This window comes from Marinifilum sp. D737 (genome assembly GCF_026672275.1).
In the GTDB taxonomy this organism is placed as follows: Bacteria; Bacteroidota; Bacteroidia; order Bacteroidales; family Marinifilaceae; genus Marinifilum.
The window spans coordinates 1-19,462 of sequence record NZ_JANQCD010000058.1; the positions used below are offsets into that span (position 1 = coordinate 1).

At 35.0% G+C, this 19,462-nt stretch carries 12 protein-coding genes and 1 pseudogene; 1 reads left to right on the forward strand and 12 read right to left on the reverse strand.

From position 1 onward, the window contains the following. Nucleotides 1–400: 400 nt before the first annotated feature. From NQ163_RS19815 to prfA, 4 genes are all read right to left on the reverse strand, one after another. Nucleotides 401–1,435: a potassium channel family protein gene (locus tag NQ163_RS19815; RefSeq protein WP_268192053.1), complete on the reverse strand. Its 1,035-nt coding sequence runs from the start codon at nt 1,433–1,435 to the stop codon at nt 401–403. 63 nt (nt 1,436–1,498) lie between these two features. Then, nucleotides 1,499–2,788 carry a DUF2851 family protein gene (locus NQ163_RS19820; RefSeq protein WP_268192054.1) on the reverse strand — a complete coding sequence of 430 codons (1,290 nt, stop codon included), beginning with the start codon at nt 2,786–2,788 and terminating at the stop codon, nt 1,499–1,501. Between the two features lie 112 nt (nt 2,789–2,900). Then, nucleotides 2,901–3,728, reverse strand: coding sequence for an orotidine-5'-phosphate decarboxylase (pyrF, locus tag NQ163_RS19825; protein ID WP_268192055.1), 828 nt, complete (start codon nt 3,726–3,728; stop codon nt 2,901–2,903). Between the two features lie 179 nt (nt 3,729–3,907). Beyond that, nucleotides 3,908–4,993, reverse strand: coding sequence for a peptide chain release factor 1 (gene prfA / locus NQ163_RS19830; RefSeq protein WP_268192056.1), 1,086 nt, complete (start codon nt 4,991–4,993; stop codon nt 3,908–3,910). Nucleotides 4,994–5,411: 418 nt separating this feature from the next. Between prfA and NQ163_RS19835 the strand changes: the two genes are divergently transcribed. Then, the gene (locus NQ163_RS19835) at nt 5,412–5,738 is read left to right on the forward strand and encodes a hypothetical protein (RefSeq protein WP_268192057.1); all 327 of its coding nucleotides are present in this window, start codon (nt 5,412–5,414) and stop codon (nt 5,736–5,738) included. A gap of 52 nt (nt 5,739–5,790) precedes the next feature. On the opposite strand, the gene NQ163_RS19840 is transcribed toward NQ163_RS19835, so the two are convergent. From NQ163_RS19840 to NQ163_RS19875, 8 genes and pseudogenes are all read right to left on the reverse strand, one after another. Next, a complete protein-coding gene (locus NQ163_RS19840) occupies nt 5,791–6,960 on the reverse strand; it encodes an AIR synthase related protein (protein ID WP_268192058.1) in 1,170 nt (389 codons plus the stop codon). Between the two features lie 100 nt (nt 6,961–7,060). Continuing rightward, nucleotides 7,061–9,418 (reverse strand): PorE family type IX secretion system protein, encoded by a 2,358-nt coding sequence (gene porE, locus NQ163_RS19845; protein WP_442786035.1) that lies wholly within the window; start codon nt 9,416–9,418, stop codon nt 7,061–7,063. Between the two features lie 124 nt (nt 9,419–9,542). Then, nucleotides 9,543–11,732 carry a glutamine synthetase III family protein gene (locus tag NQ163_RS19850; protein ID WP_268192060.1) on the reverse strand — a complete coding sequence of 730 codons (2,190 nt, stop codon included), beginning with the start codon at nt 11,730–11,732 and terminating at the stop codon, nt 9,543–9,545. A gap of 255 nt (nt 11,733–11,987) precedes the next feature. Further along, nucleotides 11,988–13,082 (reverse strand): hypothetical protein, encoded by a 1,095-nt coding sequence (locus NQ163_RS19855; protein ID WP_268192061.1) that lies wholly within the window; start codon nt 13,080–13,082, stop codon nt 11,988–11,990. Between the two features lie 13 nt (nt 13,083–13,095). Then, nucleotides 13,096–14,283, reverse strand: a complete 1,188-nt coding sequence (locus NQ163_RS19860) for a metallophosphoesterase (protein WP_268192062.1) — start codon at nt 14,281–14,283, stop codon at nt 13,096–13,098. Between the two features lie 242 nt (nt 14,284–14,525). After that, on the reverse strand, nt 14,526–16,142 hold the full coding sequence (locus NQ163_RS19865) for a RagB/SusD family nutrient uptake outer membrane protein (protein WP_268192063.1): 1,617 nt from the start codon (nt 16,140–16,142) through the stop codon (nt 14,526–14,528). Between the two features lie 12 nt (nt 16,143–16,154). Further along, the gene (locus NQ163_RS19870) at nt 16,155–19,238 is read right to left on the reverse strand and encodes a SusC/RagA family TonB-linked outer membrane protein (protein WP_268192064.1); all 3,084 of its coding nucleotides are present in this window, start codon (nt 19,236–19,238) and stop codon (nt 16,155–16,157) included. 39 nt (nt 19,239–19,277) lie between these two features. Continuing rightward, a pseudogene (locus NQ163_RS19875) lies at nt 19,278–19,462 on the reverse strand (dipeptide epimerase); the annotation flags it as partial.

Genomic DNA, 19,462 nt, shown 5'->3' on the forward strand with positions numbered 1-19,462 from the left:
TTCCAAAGCCTCATAAATACTAGTGCTTCAAAGAATCGCTATCCTTATCAAAAGCGGCTGCAAAGATAAATAATTTACTTCTACAATTCCAAATGTTTTTGAAAAAAAATTTAAAAAATTAAAAATTTAAAATTGGATGCTTAGTAGGTGTAAATAATCAATTAAAAAAAAAAGATTCCTACGACCACCCTACCGCTGCCTATAAAATACTACTAAACAACCATTTTATAAATCCACTCTCCGTTGAAAGTGGATGCAAATATAATAGACGAAAGCCCAAACTTCCAAACATTTTTAAAAGAAAAAATAAAGAAAAAACACAAAAGCCTGATTTACAATCACAAAAAAAAATCGCAATAAGATTGCGATTTTAAAATGGGGTTATTCAAAGGTGTAATTTCTAAATTCCATTCAATAAAAGTTCTTTCAAACTACTTACCTGTTCTTTATTCCCAAGAACAAACAAGTGATAATTTTTCTCTAGCATCAATTCAGGAGAAGGGTTGTAAATGTATCCTCCCTCTCCATCTTTTAAGCCAATGATGTTAGCACCAGATCTATTCCGTACATTTAATTCCTTTATTGATTTTCCAACAAAACATCCCGACAGATCGTGACAACTTACCTCTTCCAGTTTTACGCCTTTTGTAGATTGCAATAAAATATTATCCAAAAATTCAACCACATCGGGTTGAGCAACTAACTTTGCCATTTGCTGACCTCCCAAACGATCAGGCATTATTACATTATCAGCTCCAGCTCTTTTCAGTTTGCTATCGGATTGACTATTGGACGAACGAGAAATAATCTTTAAACCAGGATTCATTTCACGAGCGGTTAAAACCACATAAACATTTTCTGCATCGTTGGGAATTGCAGTAATCAATGCTTTAGCTTCGGATATATTAGCCATATCAAGCACCTCTTCCATGGTAGCATCGCCCTGAATAAAAAGAAGATCAGTAAAAACCCGGACTCTATCAATCGCAGACTCATTTGAATCCACGACAACAACATCCTCACCATGTTCAATCAACTCCAAGCTTGCCTGCTTACCATTTCGGCCAAAACCACAAACAATTACATGACCATTTAATTTCTCAATTTTCCTCACAATCCTATAATCTTTTAAGTTTCTACGAAATACGCCATCTAAAATAAACCTTGTTATTGCGGAAGCTAAATAACCAAAAATCCCAAAACTTATAAATATTAAAAATACGGTAAATATTTTTCCTGTTTCAGACAAAGGATGAACTTCTTGAAAACCAACAGTCGAAATGGTTATTACAGTCATATACAAGGCATCAACAATACTGTAAGCCTCATTAATATACATATAACCAGCTGTACCAACCAGAACGGTTAATACAAGAAAAAACATGGCAATACTTAAAGTACGGATATTTTCTTCCCAAATTTTTTGTCTATTCATAGGAGTAAATCAATAATAATCTAAGATAATCAATATCCTTAAATACAATATAGCCGTAGAAACTTATTTGACATGTGCCTGATAATTTTTCATTCGAATAATTCGATTGCCAAATTCACACTGCAGACATCTATACTCATCGCAATAATTCACCTTTAATTGTAATAATGCTTGAGAATACCAAGATGATTCTATCTCCACTCCACATTCTTTCCACTTATCAATTATAGAATTCTTTTCTTCCGGGATTTCTTCCAAAAACCTTAAAGCTTTTTCTTTCATCAACTCATCACCATTAATATCACCATAGCAAAACAAGATGGGAACAATCGAATTTATTACGATTGAATTGATTGTCATTTTTCCAAGCTGCTTACTTTTGGATTTCGACTCAACACCAAATTGATAATGAGTCTTCCAATAATCGGAAACTTGAATTTCGAACATTTGTTGAATATCTTTTGAAGATGTACAGTCCAGAACTTTTGAAAATAAAGAGGAAGATTCATGAACAAGTGCGGCCAACTGTGCAATTCGGATTGTGGGAAAATTACCTGGCCTTAACCTCAACCATTTCCATCGATGCAGAGGCAAAGGCTTCAATTCATATTTATTTGCAAGAAACAAGTATTCTTGCTGTAGGCTTTTATAATATATATCATCTATAGACTCATTCAACATTCCGGCCTGACCAAATAACAAGGCCTCCAATTGTAAAAGAGAATTCTTCTGACGAGCCAATATCTTTAAAGGTAAAACCTGAGCCAACTGTTGAAAAGGATCAGCATTAACCTTCATCCCAAAATATCTGGCAATAATCTGATAAAATGTTTCTTCCCATGAATTCTTATTTAGTTTCAGCATTTTCTTCACATCAGCAGATTTTCTCTCCAAGCGCTCCAATATCATTCTATCCAACCAGTTTCGCACAAAGAATTTTTCAACCGAACTGATTTCATCATAACAAGCAATCCACTGAGTGGAATGCATAAGCTGGTTGTAATTCTGCAACAAAGTCGAATCAAATTTCAAGATCAAACAAGGCAATTTTCTGGTTTCACCGATAAATACATCTGCATCATCTTCATACACTACATGCAAAATTACATTATCGTAGGATGAATCCAGCTGATGCTTGTGCTGATACCAGAAAGATGATTTGATATGAACCTCAATGTTTCCAGCCCAAATCACATCATTTATTTTAATTCGTGCATCAAAAAAATCAGGACCAGCATCTTTATTTTGCCTCCCAACATTTAATACTTCTATTTTATCTCCATTGGTAGCAAATAGATTTTGATCTTCAAAAAGCTTGTGCTTCCAGATAAATTGCAGAAATTCCTCATTCATACCATAATATTTTTACAGTAAGTATTCGAAATTTAACAATTCGCTCAATAAAAGACAATAAAAAAAGCGACGTTTAATCAAACGTCGCTTCAATATCTTAAAAGAGTATTTACTACAATACTGATTTTTCTTTCAATAAATCTTCCATTTCCAATTGTAACTCTTTGGCTTTTTCACCAGCTACTTTTGCAAAATTCTCAGAAGTATCTGCAAAAATAATTCCTCTTGAAGAGTTTACAAGCAATCCACATGATTGGTTCATACCATATTTTGCAACTTCCTGAAGACTTCCACCTTGAGCACCAACCCCTGGAACCAATAAAAAATGATCAGGTGTAATCTTTCGAATATCACCTAACATTTCAGCCTTTGTAGCTCCAACAACATACATCATATTTTCTTTGGTTCCCCAATCTTGAGATTTTTCAAGAACTTTCTCAAACAATTTTTGTTCTCCTTCCTGGAAAAACTGAAGATCGAAAGCTCCTTTATTCGAAGTTAAAGCCAAAAGAATAACCCATTTGTTTTCATACTCCAAGAATGGAGTTACAGAATCCTCACCCATATAAGGTGCAACCGTAATTGAATCGAATGGCATATTTTCCAAAAATGCACTTGCATACATTTTTGATGTATTTCCAATATCCCCTCTTTTTGCATCAGCAATCAAGAAAATCTCTGGATAATTTTCCTTGATATAGTTTACAGTTTTTTCAAGACTATTCCATCCTTGAGCTCCTCGACACTCATAAAAAGCAATGTTTGGCTTGTAAGCCACGGTAAATTCTGCAGTTGCATCAACAATTTCTTTGTTAAACTCAAATGCAGGATCCTCAGAATCTAATAGGTGAGAAGGAATTTTTTTGATATCGCTATCTAAACCTACGCATAGGAAACTTTTCTTCTTTTTGATTTGCTCAAATAATGCCTGATAATTCATATTGAATAAAATTGGTTGTTTAGTAATATTTAGAACCTGAGTGCGAATAAAAAATATTGTTACAGTTTGAACTGATTTTGAGTAGAAATTTTAAATAAATCTGATTTTCTGTGATGAATATTTTTAATCGAACTCAGTTTTACACAAAAAAGGCAGTGGAAAAACCACTGCCAATATCTTTATAAACCACTTTCTTTAAGTCGTTCTGCGTTTTCTTCAATTTGAAGTTTGTCGATAATTTCCTGAACATCGCCATCCATAACTGCCGACAAATTATATAACGTAAGGTTGATACGGTGATCAGTAACACGTCCTTGCGGATAGTTGTAAGTTCTAATCTTAGCCGAACGGTCACCTGTAGAAACCATAGTTTTACGTTTCGATGAAATTTCATCCAAGTATTTTTGATGCTCCATTGCATAAATACGCGAACGAAGCTCTACCATTGCCTTAGCCAAGTTCTTCAGCTGCGATTTCTGATCCTGACAAGTTACTACAATATTTGTAGGAATGTGAGTCAATCGAATTGCCGAATAGGTAGTATTTACCGACTGTCCACCCGGACCAGAAGAACAGTAAGTATCTTTACGGATATCGCTTTCTTTGATATCAACATCAAACTCTTCAGCTTCTGGCAATACTGCTACTGAAGCAGCACTGGTATGAACACGTCCTTGAGTTTCTGTTTGTGGAACACGCTGTACACGGTGAACTCCCGACTCATACTTCAATACTCCGTAAACTCCTTCACCATTTACATTCATTACAATTTCCTTGTAACCACCTGATGTGCCTTCACTAAAGCTTGAAACAGAAACTTTCCATCCTTTAGCCTCACAGTATTTGGTATACATTCTTGCCAAATCTCCTGCAAAAATACTTGCCTCATCTCCACCAGTTCCAGCTCTAATTTCAAGAATTGCATTTTTAGAATCTTCAGGATCAGCAGGAACCAACAACAATTTAATGTTCTGTTCCATATCCGGAAGCTTAACTTCTAAATCTTCCAATTCCATTTTTGCCATTTCTCTCAACTCTTCGTCAGACTCATTTGCAATGATATCTTTCGACTCAGCAATTGTATCAACGGCATTTTTATATTCTTTTGCAGCCTCGGTAACTGCTTCCAATTCCTTATATTCTTTGCTTAGTTTTACAAAGCGCTTCATGTCTCCCATCACTTCAGGGTCGGTAATCAATTGACCAACCTCTTTAAATCTGATAAAGACACCCTCTAATTTATCAAGGATCAAATTATTGCTCATGCTACAATATTCTAAATTTTGCACAAAATTAGAAAAATAAAACGACTTTAAGACTGAAGTATGAAATTATAGTTCATCAGTTGTTTAATTTAGATGAAAGTAGAGTAAAAAACGACAAACAAAAAGCTTACCAAAATCACTCCTTTTTATACAATCTACGTTAAATTATCATGATTTTAAATTGAAAAAAAAATCGTTCTATCTATTTACTTTTTAATCACCAAAACCTAATTTTATTCATAGAGAAGAAGCACGAATTCAATAAAACCATTTACAAAACCAAACACCCTTAAACCAGAATGGTTTTATTGGATTTTACATTTGCAGAATAGAGCAAATCGCAACTTCTAATTTTATCTATAACAACAAAATTTTGAATTTTTAATTCGATTAGTTATCACCGCCTAATCTAATGCTTATGGTTAAAGTTAGAATACCCCGGAACGAAGATCAATTATTGGGATTGTTAGGAAAAATCAACAAAAGACACGAATGCAATAAGAAAAGAAGTCTTTTGAATGGAGCTGTCAACATGGATCGCCTAGTTGAAAAATCTAAAAAAATCAGAAATTTTAAAGATCTGGAGTCAGAACCAAGTGCAAAAAAACAATCAGTTGATCGCTCAAAGAGCAATGATTTAAAGTTTATCTCAAGTGAAATTCGCAGCATCAGAAATTTATTACTTGCTGTTTATCCTGACGAACCCAAAGTGATTAAGGAATGGGGCTTCGAAATAAAAGAATAAAAAAAAATACCACTCAAGTTTGAGTGGTATTTTTTTATTTTGCGATTATCGATTAGTATACGAATTCTCCATATTCGCTCTTGATCGTTAACTTCTTACCTTCGTATGCTTCACATCTACCAACAATCTGAGCATCTACATTAAACTCTTTTGAGATTGCGATGATATCTTCAGCTATTTCTTGTGGAACATACAATTCAAATCTATGTCCCATATTAAATACTTTGTACATTTCGTCCCAAGCGGTTCCACTTTGCTCATGAATTAATTTGAACAAGGGTGGTACATCAAACATATTGTCTTTTACCACATGCAAATTGTCAACAAAATTCATCACTTTGGTTTGAGCTCCACCTGAACAGTGAATCATTCCATGAATTTGAGAACGATATTTATCTAATATTTTTTTGATTATTGGAGCGTAGGTTCTGGTTGCTGACAATACCAATTTCCCTGCATCAATATCTACACCTTCAACCGAATCGGTTAATTTGCAATTACCTGAATAAACCAAATCTTCAGGAACAGCATTATCGAAGCTTTCAGGATATTTTTCTGCCAAATATTTTGAGAATACATCATGACGAGCAGAAGTTAATCCATTTGAACCCATACCTCCATTGTACTCCGATTCGTAGGTTGCTTTACCCGATGATGAAAGACCAACAATTACATCACCAGCTTGAATTTTCTCATTGGTGATTACATCTTCACGTTTCATGCGACAAGTAACGGTAGAATCGACGATAATGGTTCTCACCAAATCACCAACATCAGCAGTTTCGCCACCAGTTGAGTGGATATTTACACCAAGCTTGGCATACTCGGCAAGTAACTCTTCAGTTCCATTAATTATTGCTGAAATTACTTCTCCCGGAATTAAATTCTTGTTTCTCCCAATTGTAGACGACAAAAGAATGTTATCAACTGCACCTACACAAAGTAAATCATCGATATTCATGATTAAGGCATCCTGAGCAATACCTTTCCAAACGGAAATATCACCAGTCTCCTTCCAATACATGTATGCCAAAGATGATTTTGTTCCAGCCCCATCGGCATGCATAATATTGCAACATTCATCATCACCAGTTAAATAATCGGGAACCACCTTACAAAAGGCATTCGGAAACAGACCTTTATCAAGATCTTTAATCGCACTGTGTACATCTTCCTTCGAAGCCGAAACGCCTCTAAGATTGTATCTTTCGTCTTTTCTCATGGTTGTTTAGAATAAAAGGTAAAAGTAAAAAGGTAAAAGTAAAAAGTCATTTTTGTCCCAAACGAAACATTCACAACCATTTGCCTATCTTAAACCAAGATTACTCCTTCAATTTTTTAGCTTCGGCAAAGGTAATCTTTTTCCCTTTATAGTATGCGATTACAAATGCTTTAATTCCTTTCTTATTGATCTTTTGTGATTCCAATTTAGCTTCTTTGTAGTTATCGTAAATTCCCGTGGTATATCGAACGGCCGATTGATTAACCGGAGCTTTAAAAACCACTTTAAAATTTTGAATTACTCCAGGAACCGTTTTCTTCTCAAAAGCACCAATCTGAATGGTATAAAACACACCTTTCACTTTATTTAAATCTTTAATTTGAGTATTTCCAATCTGATTAGGATCACTTCCTGGTTTCACTTTGGAATTGGGTCCAGGCACATAATCGGTTGATAAGACTTTAAACTCTGTTCTTCTGTTCAACTGATTGGCAATTTCTTTTTGCTTAGAGGTAAATTGCCAAATATTTTTCTCGGTAAGAACGGTTTCTTCCGACAAGAAATCATATTCATCAGCAATTTCTTTGCTCACCACTCTAGGTTGTGATTCTCCATATCCGTGTGCAACCAAACGATCCCAATAAATTCCATTTTCAATTAAATAATCAACAACCGACTGTGCTCTTTTCTGAGAAAGGTCCTTATTGGTAGATTCACTCCCAACAAAATCGGTATGTGAACCCAATTCAATTGTAATTTTCGGATTATCATTTAAGGTTTCAACCAAAGCATCAAGAGCATCTTTCGATTCTTCGCGAAGACTCCACTTTCCAAAATCGTAGAAAATATTCGGCAACTCAATTGGTTTTTCTATTGCCTTTAATTCTATCATCGATTTAAAGTTTCTGCTAACTTGAATTCCCACTGTGCTTACCTGCTCTTTTCCATTTAAATAACCATCCTTCGAAACCATAGCGATGTACTCTAAGTCAGGTTTCAATTCAAATCGAAAGTTTCCTTTATCATCTGATTTCACATCCAACTGTTCTCCATCAGATGATACCAAATTGATACTAGCTCTTTCTACAGGGGTTTTAGATTCAGAATCGACAACTTGTCCTAAAAATGTAAATTGCAAAGGCACATAATCAAATTGATAAATATCATCATTACCTTTTTTACGCGAAGACGAAAACATTCCTTTCTCTTTATTAGGCTGAAAATGAATTGCAAAATCATCGGCTGTTGAATTGATCGGATATTTCATATTCTCTACTTCCCACAAACCAGACTCTGTTCTTTGTGCCATATAGATATCCAATCCGCCCATTCCTCCATCACGATCCGAGGCAAAATAAAGCTTACCCTTGTCGCGGATATGTGGAAACAATTCATCTTTTTCAGAATTGATTGGCTTACCTAAATTTTGTGGCTCTGTCCAACCACTTCCACTTTTTTTGCTCATCCAAATGTCATTTCCTCCATAACCACCTGGCATATCCGAAACAAAATATAAAATTGTGCCATCTGCAGAAATGGATGGATGTGCAACAGATAAAGAATCGGGAACCAATTCCTGAAGAGCTACTCTACCCCATTCTCCACCCTGTCTTTGTACAGCAAAAATTTTTGTTCCTTGATTATCCTTATTAATTTTTCGTGAAGAGGTAAAATAAAAAATATCTCCACTTGAATTAAAGCAAGCTGCACCTTCGTTCCAGTCAGAATTAATGGTATCTCCAACGGTGGAAGGTTTACTCCACTGATAAGTATCAGTAATAATGGTACGAGTTTTGGCCTTTCTCCCTTTTTTCTTTCTCGATTTTCGAACCACCTCGTTTGAATAGTGCGACTCTAATATATTTGTAAAATATTCACCTGTAACACCATCTTTTTTCACCTTATCTTTTATTTTTCGATTTGATGTAAAAAAAATCACATTGGTATCTTGTCCCATATATATAGGAGCAAAATCACCAGATGTAGAATTAAATTCTTTCAAAAATTCCACTTTATACCTTCCCGGGAATTCCTCCCAATAAGAAACTCTTTTCAGAATTCTACCTGCATCATCAGTTTTTTTGGCTTCAGGTTTTAAATCCAAATATTCCCAAAAATTCTCTTCCGCCTCTTCAAGATTGTAGTTTTTAAGCTCGGCATAGCCCAAGCCTTCCACTGCATCCACAAAACTATCCCTATTCATAATAGCCTTTCGATACCATGATGCTGCTTTTCGAGGTCTATTAATCTCATCAAAACAATTTGCATTCATAAATGCAATTTCTGCTTTTCGCTCCCTGTCCTTCTCTTTTTTATATGCCTTTTCATACATTTCCTGCGCATGAAAATACCTGCCGGATTTCAGCATTTTATTTCCACGATTAACGTAAGATTGAGATGAACAAGATATTAACAAGCCTATTATACAGAGTAATCCTGCGAAAGAAAGAATTTTCATTATATGATATGTTCGATTATAAAGTATAAAAATAAATATTTTATTCTATTGGCAACCTATCAAAACAGAAAAGGATGTCCATATATATATGAACATCCTTTTTCTAAAAATATTATTATTTGAATTAGTTATTAAATAACAATTCGCGATATTTTGGCAATGGCCACATTTCATTATCAACAACAAGTTCTAACTTATCAATATGGTAACGTATATCTTCCAAATACGGACGCACTTTCTGATCGTATGCAAATGCCATTTTGTGTCCATCTTCGATAACATTACATTCTTTACGAGCTTCAACCATTCCTTTCACTTTTGCTTTAATGGAAGAGATGTGACCTGAAATTTCTCGAATTAGCTCTTTTCTTGCTCCTGCTAAATTTTCAAACTCTTCAGCTGAGAAGATATCTCTTAAACCTTGAACATTCTGAATCAATTTGGTTTGATAAGCAACAGCTGTAGGAACAATGTGGTTAATTGCCAAATCACCTAATACACGTGCTTCAATCTGAATCTTCATGGTGAATTTTTCCATTTCAACCTCAACACGAGCCTCTAATTCTTTCTCTGTCATTACTCCACTATCAATCAATGATCTCTTAGCAGGTGCATCAAGATATTTAGAAAGAGATTCTGGCACACTTGTGATATTAGTTAGTCCTCGTTTTTTCGCCTCAATCACCCAAGCTCCTGAGTAACCGTCACCATTAAAACGAATTGGTTTAGATTCAATAATTAATTTTTTTAGAACCTGGAAAATCGCTTCATCCTTTTTAATTCCTTCATTGATTAATCTATCAACAGCAGCTTTAAAATCTTTCAACTGAACCGCCATTGCAGCATTCAAAGCTGTCATGGCTGCAGCATTATTTGCTGAAGAACCTACAGCACGGAACTCAAAACGGTTACCAGTAAAGGCGAATGGAGAAGTACGGTTACGATCGGTATTATCCAAAATAATTTCAGGAATACGACCAATACCCAATTTCAATGCTGTTTTTTCATCTGGAGTCATTTTCTTCTCTCCAACTTCCTCAACAATTTTTTTCAACATCTTAGAAACCTCATCACCTAAGAATACAGAAACAATTGATGGCGGTGCTTCATTAGCTCCCAATCTATGACTATTAGATGCTGTAAGAATGGATGCGCGAAGAAGATCCTGATTCTTATATACAGCCATTAATGTATTTACTACAAAAGTAAGAAACTGCATATTTCCTTTAGGATTCTTACCCGGAGCCATTAACACAACACCAGTATCGGTACTCAACGACCAGTTATTGTGCTTACCTGATCCGTTAACACCAGCGTATGGTTTTTCGTGGAACAATACACGGAACTTGTGGTTTCGAGCAACTCTCTTCATTACATCCATCACCAACTGGTTGTGGTCATTTGCCAAGTTAGCCTCTTCGAAAATTGGAGCCAACTCAAACTGAGAAGGAGCAACCTCGTTGTGACGAGTCTTTACAGGAACACCTAATTTGTGACATTCCACCTCCAAATCCATCATAAATTTAGTCACACGCTCAGGAATAGATCCAAAATAGTGATCATCCAACTGCTGATCTTTAGACGAGGAGTGTCCCATTAATGTACGACCTGTTAATGCAAGATCAGGACGAGCTTGATACAATGCCTCATCAATAAGGAAGTATTCCTGCTCCCAACCTAGGTTAGCATGAACTTTAGTAACATTTTTATCGAAATATTGACAAACATCAACAGCAGCCTCATCAACAGCAGCCAATGCCTTCAACAAAGGAGTTTTATAATCAAGAGCTTCACCTGTATATGAAATAAATACTGTTGGAATACAAAGTGTTGTTCCAATAATAAATGCTGGTGAAGAAACATCCCAGGCAGTATATCCACGAGCTTCAAAAGTCTGACGAATACCTCCCGAAGGGAATGAAGAAGCATCAGGCTCTTGCTGAGCCAGTAACTTCCCTGAAAAATTTTCTATCATGTTACCACCATCACCATAATCAATAAAGCCATCGTGTTTTTCTGCAGTACCATCGGTTAAAGGTTGGAACCAGTGAGTGTAGTGAGTAGCTCCTTTTTCAATTGCCCAGGTTTTCATTCCCAAAGCAATACCATCGGACATTTTTCGATCGATAGATCCTCCCTTTTGGTTCGCAGCCTTAACAGCTTTAAAAGCATCTTTAGACAGATACTTTCTCATGGATTCTACATTAAAAACTAAATCGGCATAATAATCAGTCGCCTTATTAGAAGGTAACGTCACCGATTTTGGCTGTCTTGAAAGCAATTCACTTAACGCTTGAAATCTAATGGTGGCCATAAAATTAAAAATTTTAGTTAATAGTTAATATTATCTGCAATTTTAAAGGGGTATTTTTAGAAAATAGTTGTTTTTTTTCAAAACACCCCCTCAACTGCACAGTACAAAAATGAATAAAAAAAACAATTTCTGCAACACCACCTATAAATTACACCAGGTGCATCACAAAAAAAACCGATAAAAATCCAAGTTAAACCCTAGATTTTTATCGATTGCGCAAATATTTTTAACTTTTTTTCAGAAGAAGTGTAATTTTTACTTTGCCTTAGGAATTTTTGGTGCTTTTTTCTCAATTACCTCTTTCACATCCTTCCTGGAATTGATTAAATGGTAAAATTCTTCGATATACCCGATGAGTTTATATCGATTTGTTTCTTTCAGGTGCTCACAATGATTTAGCAATTCTAAAAATAAAGGTTTAAGCTCATTAAAATTTGTAAAAGCCTGCTGTAATTCTTCTGGACTCCACCTCATCCCTTTATACAATCTTTTGTATTTGGCATCTGGCTCTATTTTGGGAGATAAGGTAAAATAAGAATGGTTAATAATACCCGACCAGTCAAAATCATAGGGAACAACAACAGGAATACTGTATTCACTAACCGACATTACATCTATATTATGCAATCTACCAACATCCCAATCGGCATTACCTATCATTAATTGAAATAAAGAGAGCATCACCATATTCTCTCTCAAAATCTCATATTGTTTCATGTTCTTGAAGTTTAAAATGTGCTTTCCGTTTCTTATGGCTACATCTTCCTTATCTTCAAGAAAAAAACCAAATTTTGTTAAGGTATCTGAAGTGTTAACATCTATAAATGATACTTGAGATAATCGAACTCGATAGCTGTGATTCGAAATAAGATTATACATTTTATAAATAAGATATTCCTCAATGGTGTGTTGCTCATAATCATCTACAAAAGATTGACAATGACTCACATACTTTAATTTCGACTGCCCTTCAAACTCCGTTCCCTCCGCTTCTTTTATGGGAATTTTAAAACGTAATGGTGGAAAATTACAATTTTGTTTTCTGCGACGAAAATTACCTCTTGTTTTTACTTTCACCTCTATCACATCAGTCTTACCATTCTCTAAAAACACCTTTAATTCACTTTTATGGTATTTCCTTTTTTCTGCAATATCATTAATTAATAATGCCAAATCTGTTTTTAACTCTATTTTTAACAGATCCTCATTTTTAAACAATGGTAAGTTTAACAAACTATCCCGGTCTTTCTCCGTTATTGGATTTGCACTTAAAATATTCCCCGTACAAATTAATAATAGTAATAATAAAACAAGATTTTGCCCTTTTCTTATTACGCTCCCATTCTCCATTTTGCAATTATATTTATTCAATACTTTCTTTCTTCCCATCAATAAATACGCGATAATAATTATCATTTTCGATAACCAACACCTGTGACTTTATTTCATCATATCCCATTGGAACATTCATAGCAACCAACCTTCCTTCTTTTAACAATCTGATTGCTTCCACCTCAGTATGTCCAAAAAATATCCTTTTTACCTTATAGTAATTTAACACCTTATCCAATTCTTCATCAGTAATTATTGAATAATTACGTGTTTTCATTAAATATCCCCTATACCAAAGCGGGTTGCCTGGAAAATAAACTTCTTTCATTAATTCGGCCTGCGTCTTTCCATGGTCAGGCTTTAAACTCATCCTTATTTCTTCATTAATCTGATTCAAAGTCATATCTTTCTCAATCATCTCAGGAGAAATTCCTCCATGAACAAAAAGAAGGTCATTAATTTTCACAACTGAATTAAGCGATCTTAACCATTTTCCCAACTCAGTATCCTCCTTAAAAAAACGCGGATAATTTATCATTAAACGTTTGCTCATTTTTTTATATTTAGGAGCTATATATCGGGCATCATTCATCAGTACCATAATTTCATGATTACCCAATAAGAAATGCAATCTACCTTTGTATGCTTTTGCCTGTCGCTGCAATTTTTTAATCAAATAAAGGCTTTCCGTAACCTTATCTCCTCTATCGAAAATATCACCAATAAAAACCACATGTCCATCACCCCACAACCAATTTAATTCTTCATCAATAACTTTTGCTCCCCTTAATAGTTTAATCAAAGCATCATATTCCCCATGAACATCTCCAACTACCAATATTTTTTTAACATTTTCAAACTCAGCCTCCTGTACAGGATAATCTCCTTTTCTGAGCCAATATCTATTTTTATCACCCTTAAGACCTTTTACCTGAACTGAATCAGACTTTATTTTTAATCTTTTCTCTCTGATACTAATACTATTTTCTTCATGCGAATGATCCACATACCACATCCTAACCTCTTTTGAATCAATCCAGGAAAAATGAGGGCCATCAGAATAATCTGGCAAGTTTATGTCATCAATATTTCCTCTAAAAACTTTATCGTATTTAGAAAAAGCACCTGAACTTAATTTCTTTTTTTGTGCACTAAGTGGAAACAAAACACAAATGCATAATAAGAACAATACACATTTTACATACCGATATGAAATCATAAAATATATCTTTTAGTATCAAACCAAATACCATTTTCTTCAGCTTGCTTTAAATCAAAAACTAAACCAAAATTTTATAGAAAATAGTACATCCATAATGTTCGAAAGCAAAACACAGGCTGCCCGAAATCGAACAAGCAATGAACTTGCATGAAGTTAGTAAAAATTATTAAGAGCTAATCATACAAAAAAACAGGAGCCCTTTCGAACCCCTGTTTCACTACTACTACAATGTACCTGATTTAGTATTCAGGATTTTGATCTATTAATCCTCCACTATTATCAACCTCACTTTGAGGAAGGGGGAAGAATAAATGTTTTGGTAAAGTTAAATTTGTTGCTTTGTACTCAGGAATTCCAGAATCTGAAACTGTATAAGTTCCATCCCCATTACGAGTCAATGAAGCTTTTACTTTATAACCGTCAATTTTCAACTCTTGTTCTATACGACCAGTTCTAACCAAATCGTGGAACCTGTGACCTTCACCACATAGTTCAACACGTCTTTCATGATATATTGCATTTAATAAATCAACTCCTGATGCAGTAACATCCGGTAAAACTGCTGTATTTCCCTGTCTGGCTCTTTCACGAACCTTATTCAAATATGTTCTAGCATTATCTTCAGCATCTGCATGATAACATGCTTCGGCATACAATAAGTAAATATCCGACAAACGAATAATTCTTTCATTAATAGGTGAATTTCTAAAGTTACCAAGTGCTTTATAATCTTCTTTTGACAAATAATGCTTGTAATTACTAAAACCTGTAAGGTCTTCTGCTACAACTCCAGGTGTTTCTCCCTCCAACACCCATTGATCAGCATATTGCAATGAATTTATTAAGGATGCATCTCGTCTTGGATCTCCATCTTCAAAAGCAAGATACAAATCGTAAGTTGCCTGATAACGACCATAAGGATCTGCTCCACCTAACCATGGCATATTTAAGAATGTTGTGAAGTTTCCATTATTGGTAAATGCACCATCATCTTTAGGAGAATCGTAAAATTGCACTTCGAAAATAGACTCTTCATTATTCTCTTCTGCTTCAGTAAACAAATCATGGTAATCACCAGTAAATAAATCATATTCTCCTAGCGAAAACAAATCTTCAGCATACGACTTAGCTTCCGCCCATTTATCTTCATTGTAAAAACCTAGAGTCGAATAGCCAGAACTTGCCTGCGACACACAAACTTTTACTAGCATTGCAAGAGCTGCTCCTTTCGTTGCTCTACCTATTTCATTTGAATCAAAATAGGTAGACTTTAATGGTAACACTGCGGCTGCATCTTTTAAGTCAGTCTCTATTTGGTTATATATTTCTTTTGCTGTAGCTCTTGTTTTGTTTAATTCATCACCTACTAAAGGCGTTGTAACAAGAGGAACTCCTCCAAAATTTTTAACCAAATCGTAATAGTAATAAGCTCTCATAAATTTAGCTTCTGCCACTACTCTTTTTTGCAAGTCTTTATCCTCAACACCTGCAATATCTTGCCCTTCAACATTTGCTAAAAGTTGATTTGCAATTAATATACCACGATAATTATACCTATAGTTATATGTGAACAAGAAAGCAGTAGCATCATAGGAGTATTCTCTCATCTTCAAATCCTCTCTATCAACAGCATCATCTGTTGTTGAGTTACCAAAGGTAGTACGTCCCCAATTGTAATGGTACTCCCATAAAGGAGCATAACATGCATTAGCAGCTTTAATCAACTCTGCATCGTTAGAATAAAAACTTCCAGCTGTTTGTTCCCCGATTTTTACGGTATCAAGAAACTCTTCATCACAGGCCGTCATTGAAAATATGACAAGTCCTGCTATTAATATATTTCTTAAATTTTTCATTTTCATCAATAATTAGAAAGTTAGATTTGCACCAATTGAGAAAATCCTTGCTTGTGGGTAAGTACCATAATCAATTCCTTGACTAAGTGTTCCTCCTCCAATTTCAGGATCCAAGCCAGAGTAATCGGTAATCGTAAATACATTTTGTCCTGAAAAGTATACTCTTACATTTTCTAACCATGGAGTTACGTCTCTAAATGTATAACCTACCTGGATATTCTTCAGTCTCAAATAAGATCCATCTTCAATGTAAAAATCAGAAGCCCTTAAGTTTCTTTCAACAGTGGAAGCATTTAATCCAAACATTGTATTTGATCCATTCTGAGGAGTCCAGTGGTTTTTATAATCTTCTGCCAATGCAAATCTTTTTATATCAGCATAGTTATAATATTTAAATCCATTAAAGATTTCATTGCCTGTAACTCCCTGGATGAACATACTCAAATCCCAATTCTTATAGTTTACATCGATATTTACACCATAAAATAAATCTGGATTTGGATCACCAATTTGAACACGGTCATCACCATTAATTACACCATCAGGAGCTTCAAGCACACCATCATTATCTTTATCAGTCCACTGATCTTTAAATCTGAAATCTCCAGCTCCAATAGGTTCTCCTGATTGTGCACTAGAAGCAACTTCTGCATCTGATTGGAATACGCCATCTACTTCATATCCATAGAATGCACCAATTGGATAACCTTCGGCAGTTCTTGTTACACTTCCAACAAGACTTACACTACCAGCCCAAATAGGAGCACCTCCACCTAAGCTTGTTACTTCATTATCAACATGCGAAGCATTTACATTAACTGTAAACTTAAGGTCGTTACCTATTTTCCCATGATAGCCAAGGTTCAACTCAAAACCTTTGTTTTCAACAGTACCTGCATTTACATAAGGACTTCCATCATAACCTGCATATTCAGGAATCGGCACTCTAACTAACATATCCTTGGTTTCTTTCTTAAAGTAATCCGCAGAGAAAGTAATCTTATCATTTAAAAAGGCAAGATCAAGTCCAAGGTTTGTTGATTCTACAGTTTCCCACTGAATTTTAGAGTTTGCCATTTTTACAGGAGCGGCTCCTGCATATTCTTTTCCTGTTAAATAATCCTTACCTCCGAATACATAACTATACTCAACTCTTGAATCACCAGTTTGAACAGTTGAAGCAAATGAATAAGGATCAATTTTAGCATTACCTACACGTCCCCATCCTGCACGAACTTTTATTCTATTCACCACATCTTCAGGGATAAAGTCCATAAATTTCTCACTTCTTAATTTCCATCCCAATGACATCGAAGGGAAATTCCCGAAACGCTTATCAGGCCCAAATACTGAAGAACCATCTCGTCTAAACGAAGCTGTTAAATAGTATTTATCAGCATAATTGTAATTTACACGAGCAAGGTATGAGTACATTGTAGTTTCTTGTCCAGAGTTCCATGCACCTGTACTTTCAATATCTGTAGACGCATTTATATATTGCAACTCTTCGTTGTCATTAGGGATATTATTCCTAGATGCACTAATATAATCTGATTCATTTTTTTCTGCAGTAAAACCTCCTAGCACATTAAAGCTATGGTCATCTACATCCACAGTGTAAGTAATGGTATTTTCAGTAAGATAGCCGTTAAAATCGGATGTTCCTCTTGAAATCTTGTTTACAGAATTGATTTCTTGTCCATAATCAAATGCTGGTAAATAAGTTTTACTCTTCGATCTTGAAATGTTTAAACTCACTGCAGATTTAATGAATAAATTCTTAATCGGCTCAAATTGCAAATATGAGTTTGCAAGTATCAAAAGTGCTTTGTTTTCTCTAACATCTCTGTTTAATTGAGCAACAGGGTTACCTAAATCTGAATAAGGTGTTGATGCATACTCACCTGATTCCTGATAAACTGGTGTTAAAGGATCATTTCTTTGAGCTAAAGTAAGAATCCCATTTATTGCATTACCAGTAACCTGATGATTGGTTGTGTGTGAAAGAGAAACATTAACTCCAGCCTTCCATTTAGGACTTAAGGTATAATTATTATTTAAGCGTGCATTGATTCTCTCGTATTTAGAATTTAATACAATCCCTTCATTCTGAAAGTATCCTGCACTAAACAAATTATTGTTATTGGCATCACCTTTAGAAATCGTTGCATTCGCTTTATAAATTTTCCCTACTCGAGTAACTTCATCAAACCAATCGGTAGTTTGGTTTACATTGTCAGAAGGAGATTTTAACTCAAGAGGATGATAGGCATTTGACCCCGTAAAATTAGCCGCATTTATCTGTGCTGTATTATAAGTCTCCAACCAATCTTTAGAATTCATTAGATCTGGTTCGTTCCAAGCTTTTTGAAGACCCGACATCAATTCAACTTGAACTTTAACATCCTCAGAATTACCTGTTTTTGTTGTAATCAACACAACACCATTCGCACCCCTAGAACCATAAATTGCTGTCGCAGATGCATCCTTCAAAACCTCAAGACTTTTAAAGTCACTTGGATTCAAATGCGAAATATTATCCAATAATATTCCATCTACAACATATAGTGGCGATGAGTTATTCACCGTTCCAGTACCACGAACTCTTACCGATAAGCCAGCTCCTGGTGCTCCTGAAGTTTGAGTTACCATTACACCTGCTGCTCTACCCTGTAACAAAGCTGCTGCATTTGACACAGGCTGATCTTCCAATGCCTTTGCATTTACACTAGATACAGAACCTGTAATGTCACTTTTTTTCTGAACACCATAACCAACAACTACAACTTCGTCCATTGCGAAATTATCAGTTTCTAGTGCTACATTAATTTCTGTTTGAGTACCAACAGCCATCTCAAACGTTTTCATTCCAATGTATGAAAACACCAAAATAGCATCGGCATTAACTTTGATTTGATAATTTCCATCAAAATCAGTTGTTGTTCCATTGGTTGTACCTTTTTCTACAACCGAAACACCTGGGATTGTTAGCCCATCTTCTGCACCGGTAACTATACCTTTTACCAACACATCCTGTGCCCAGGATACCTGCCAGCCAAGAAGCATAATTAACGCAAAGCATGCAATTTTTCTCATTGTGTTAAATTTAGATTAGCAAAATTATCTTAATTAGATTTAAATTATTCCAATTCCAGAACGCTTAGGAAGTATCACCTTACCATTCTGAACCGTTACTCCTTTATATGGGTCATTCGAAATCAAAAGATTTCCATCCAAATCGGCCCAATCGACCATTGGTGAAAGTTGAGCTGCAGCACTTACTCCACAAGAAGTTTCTGTCATACAGCCTATCATTACTT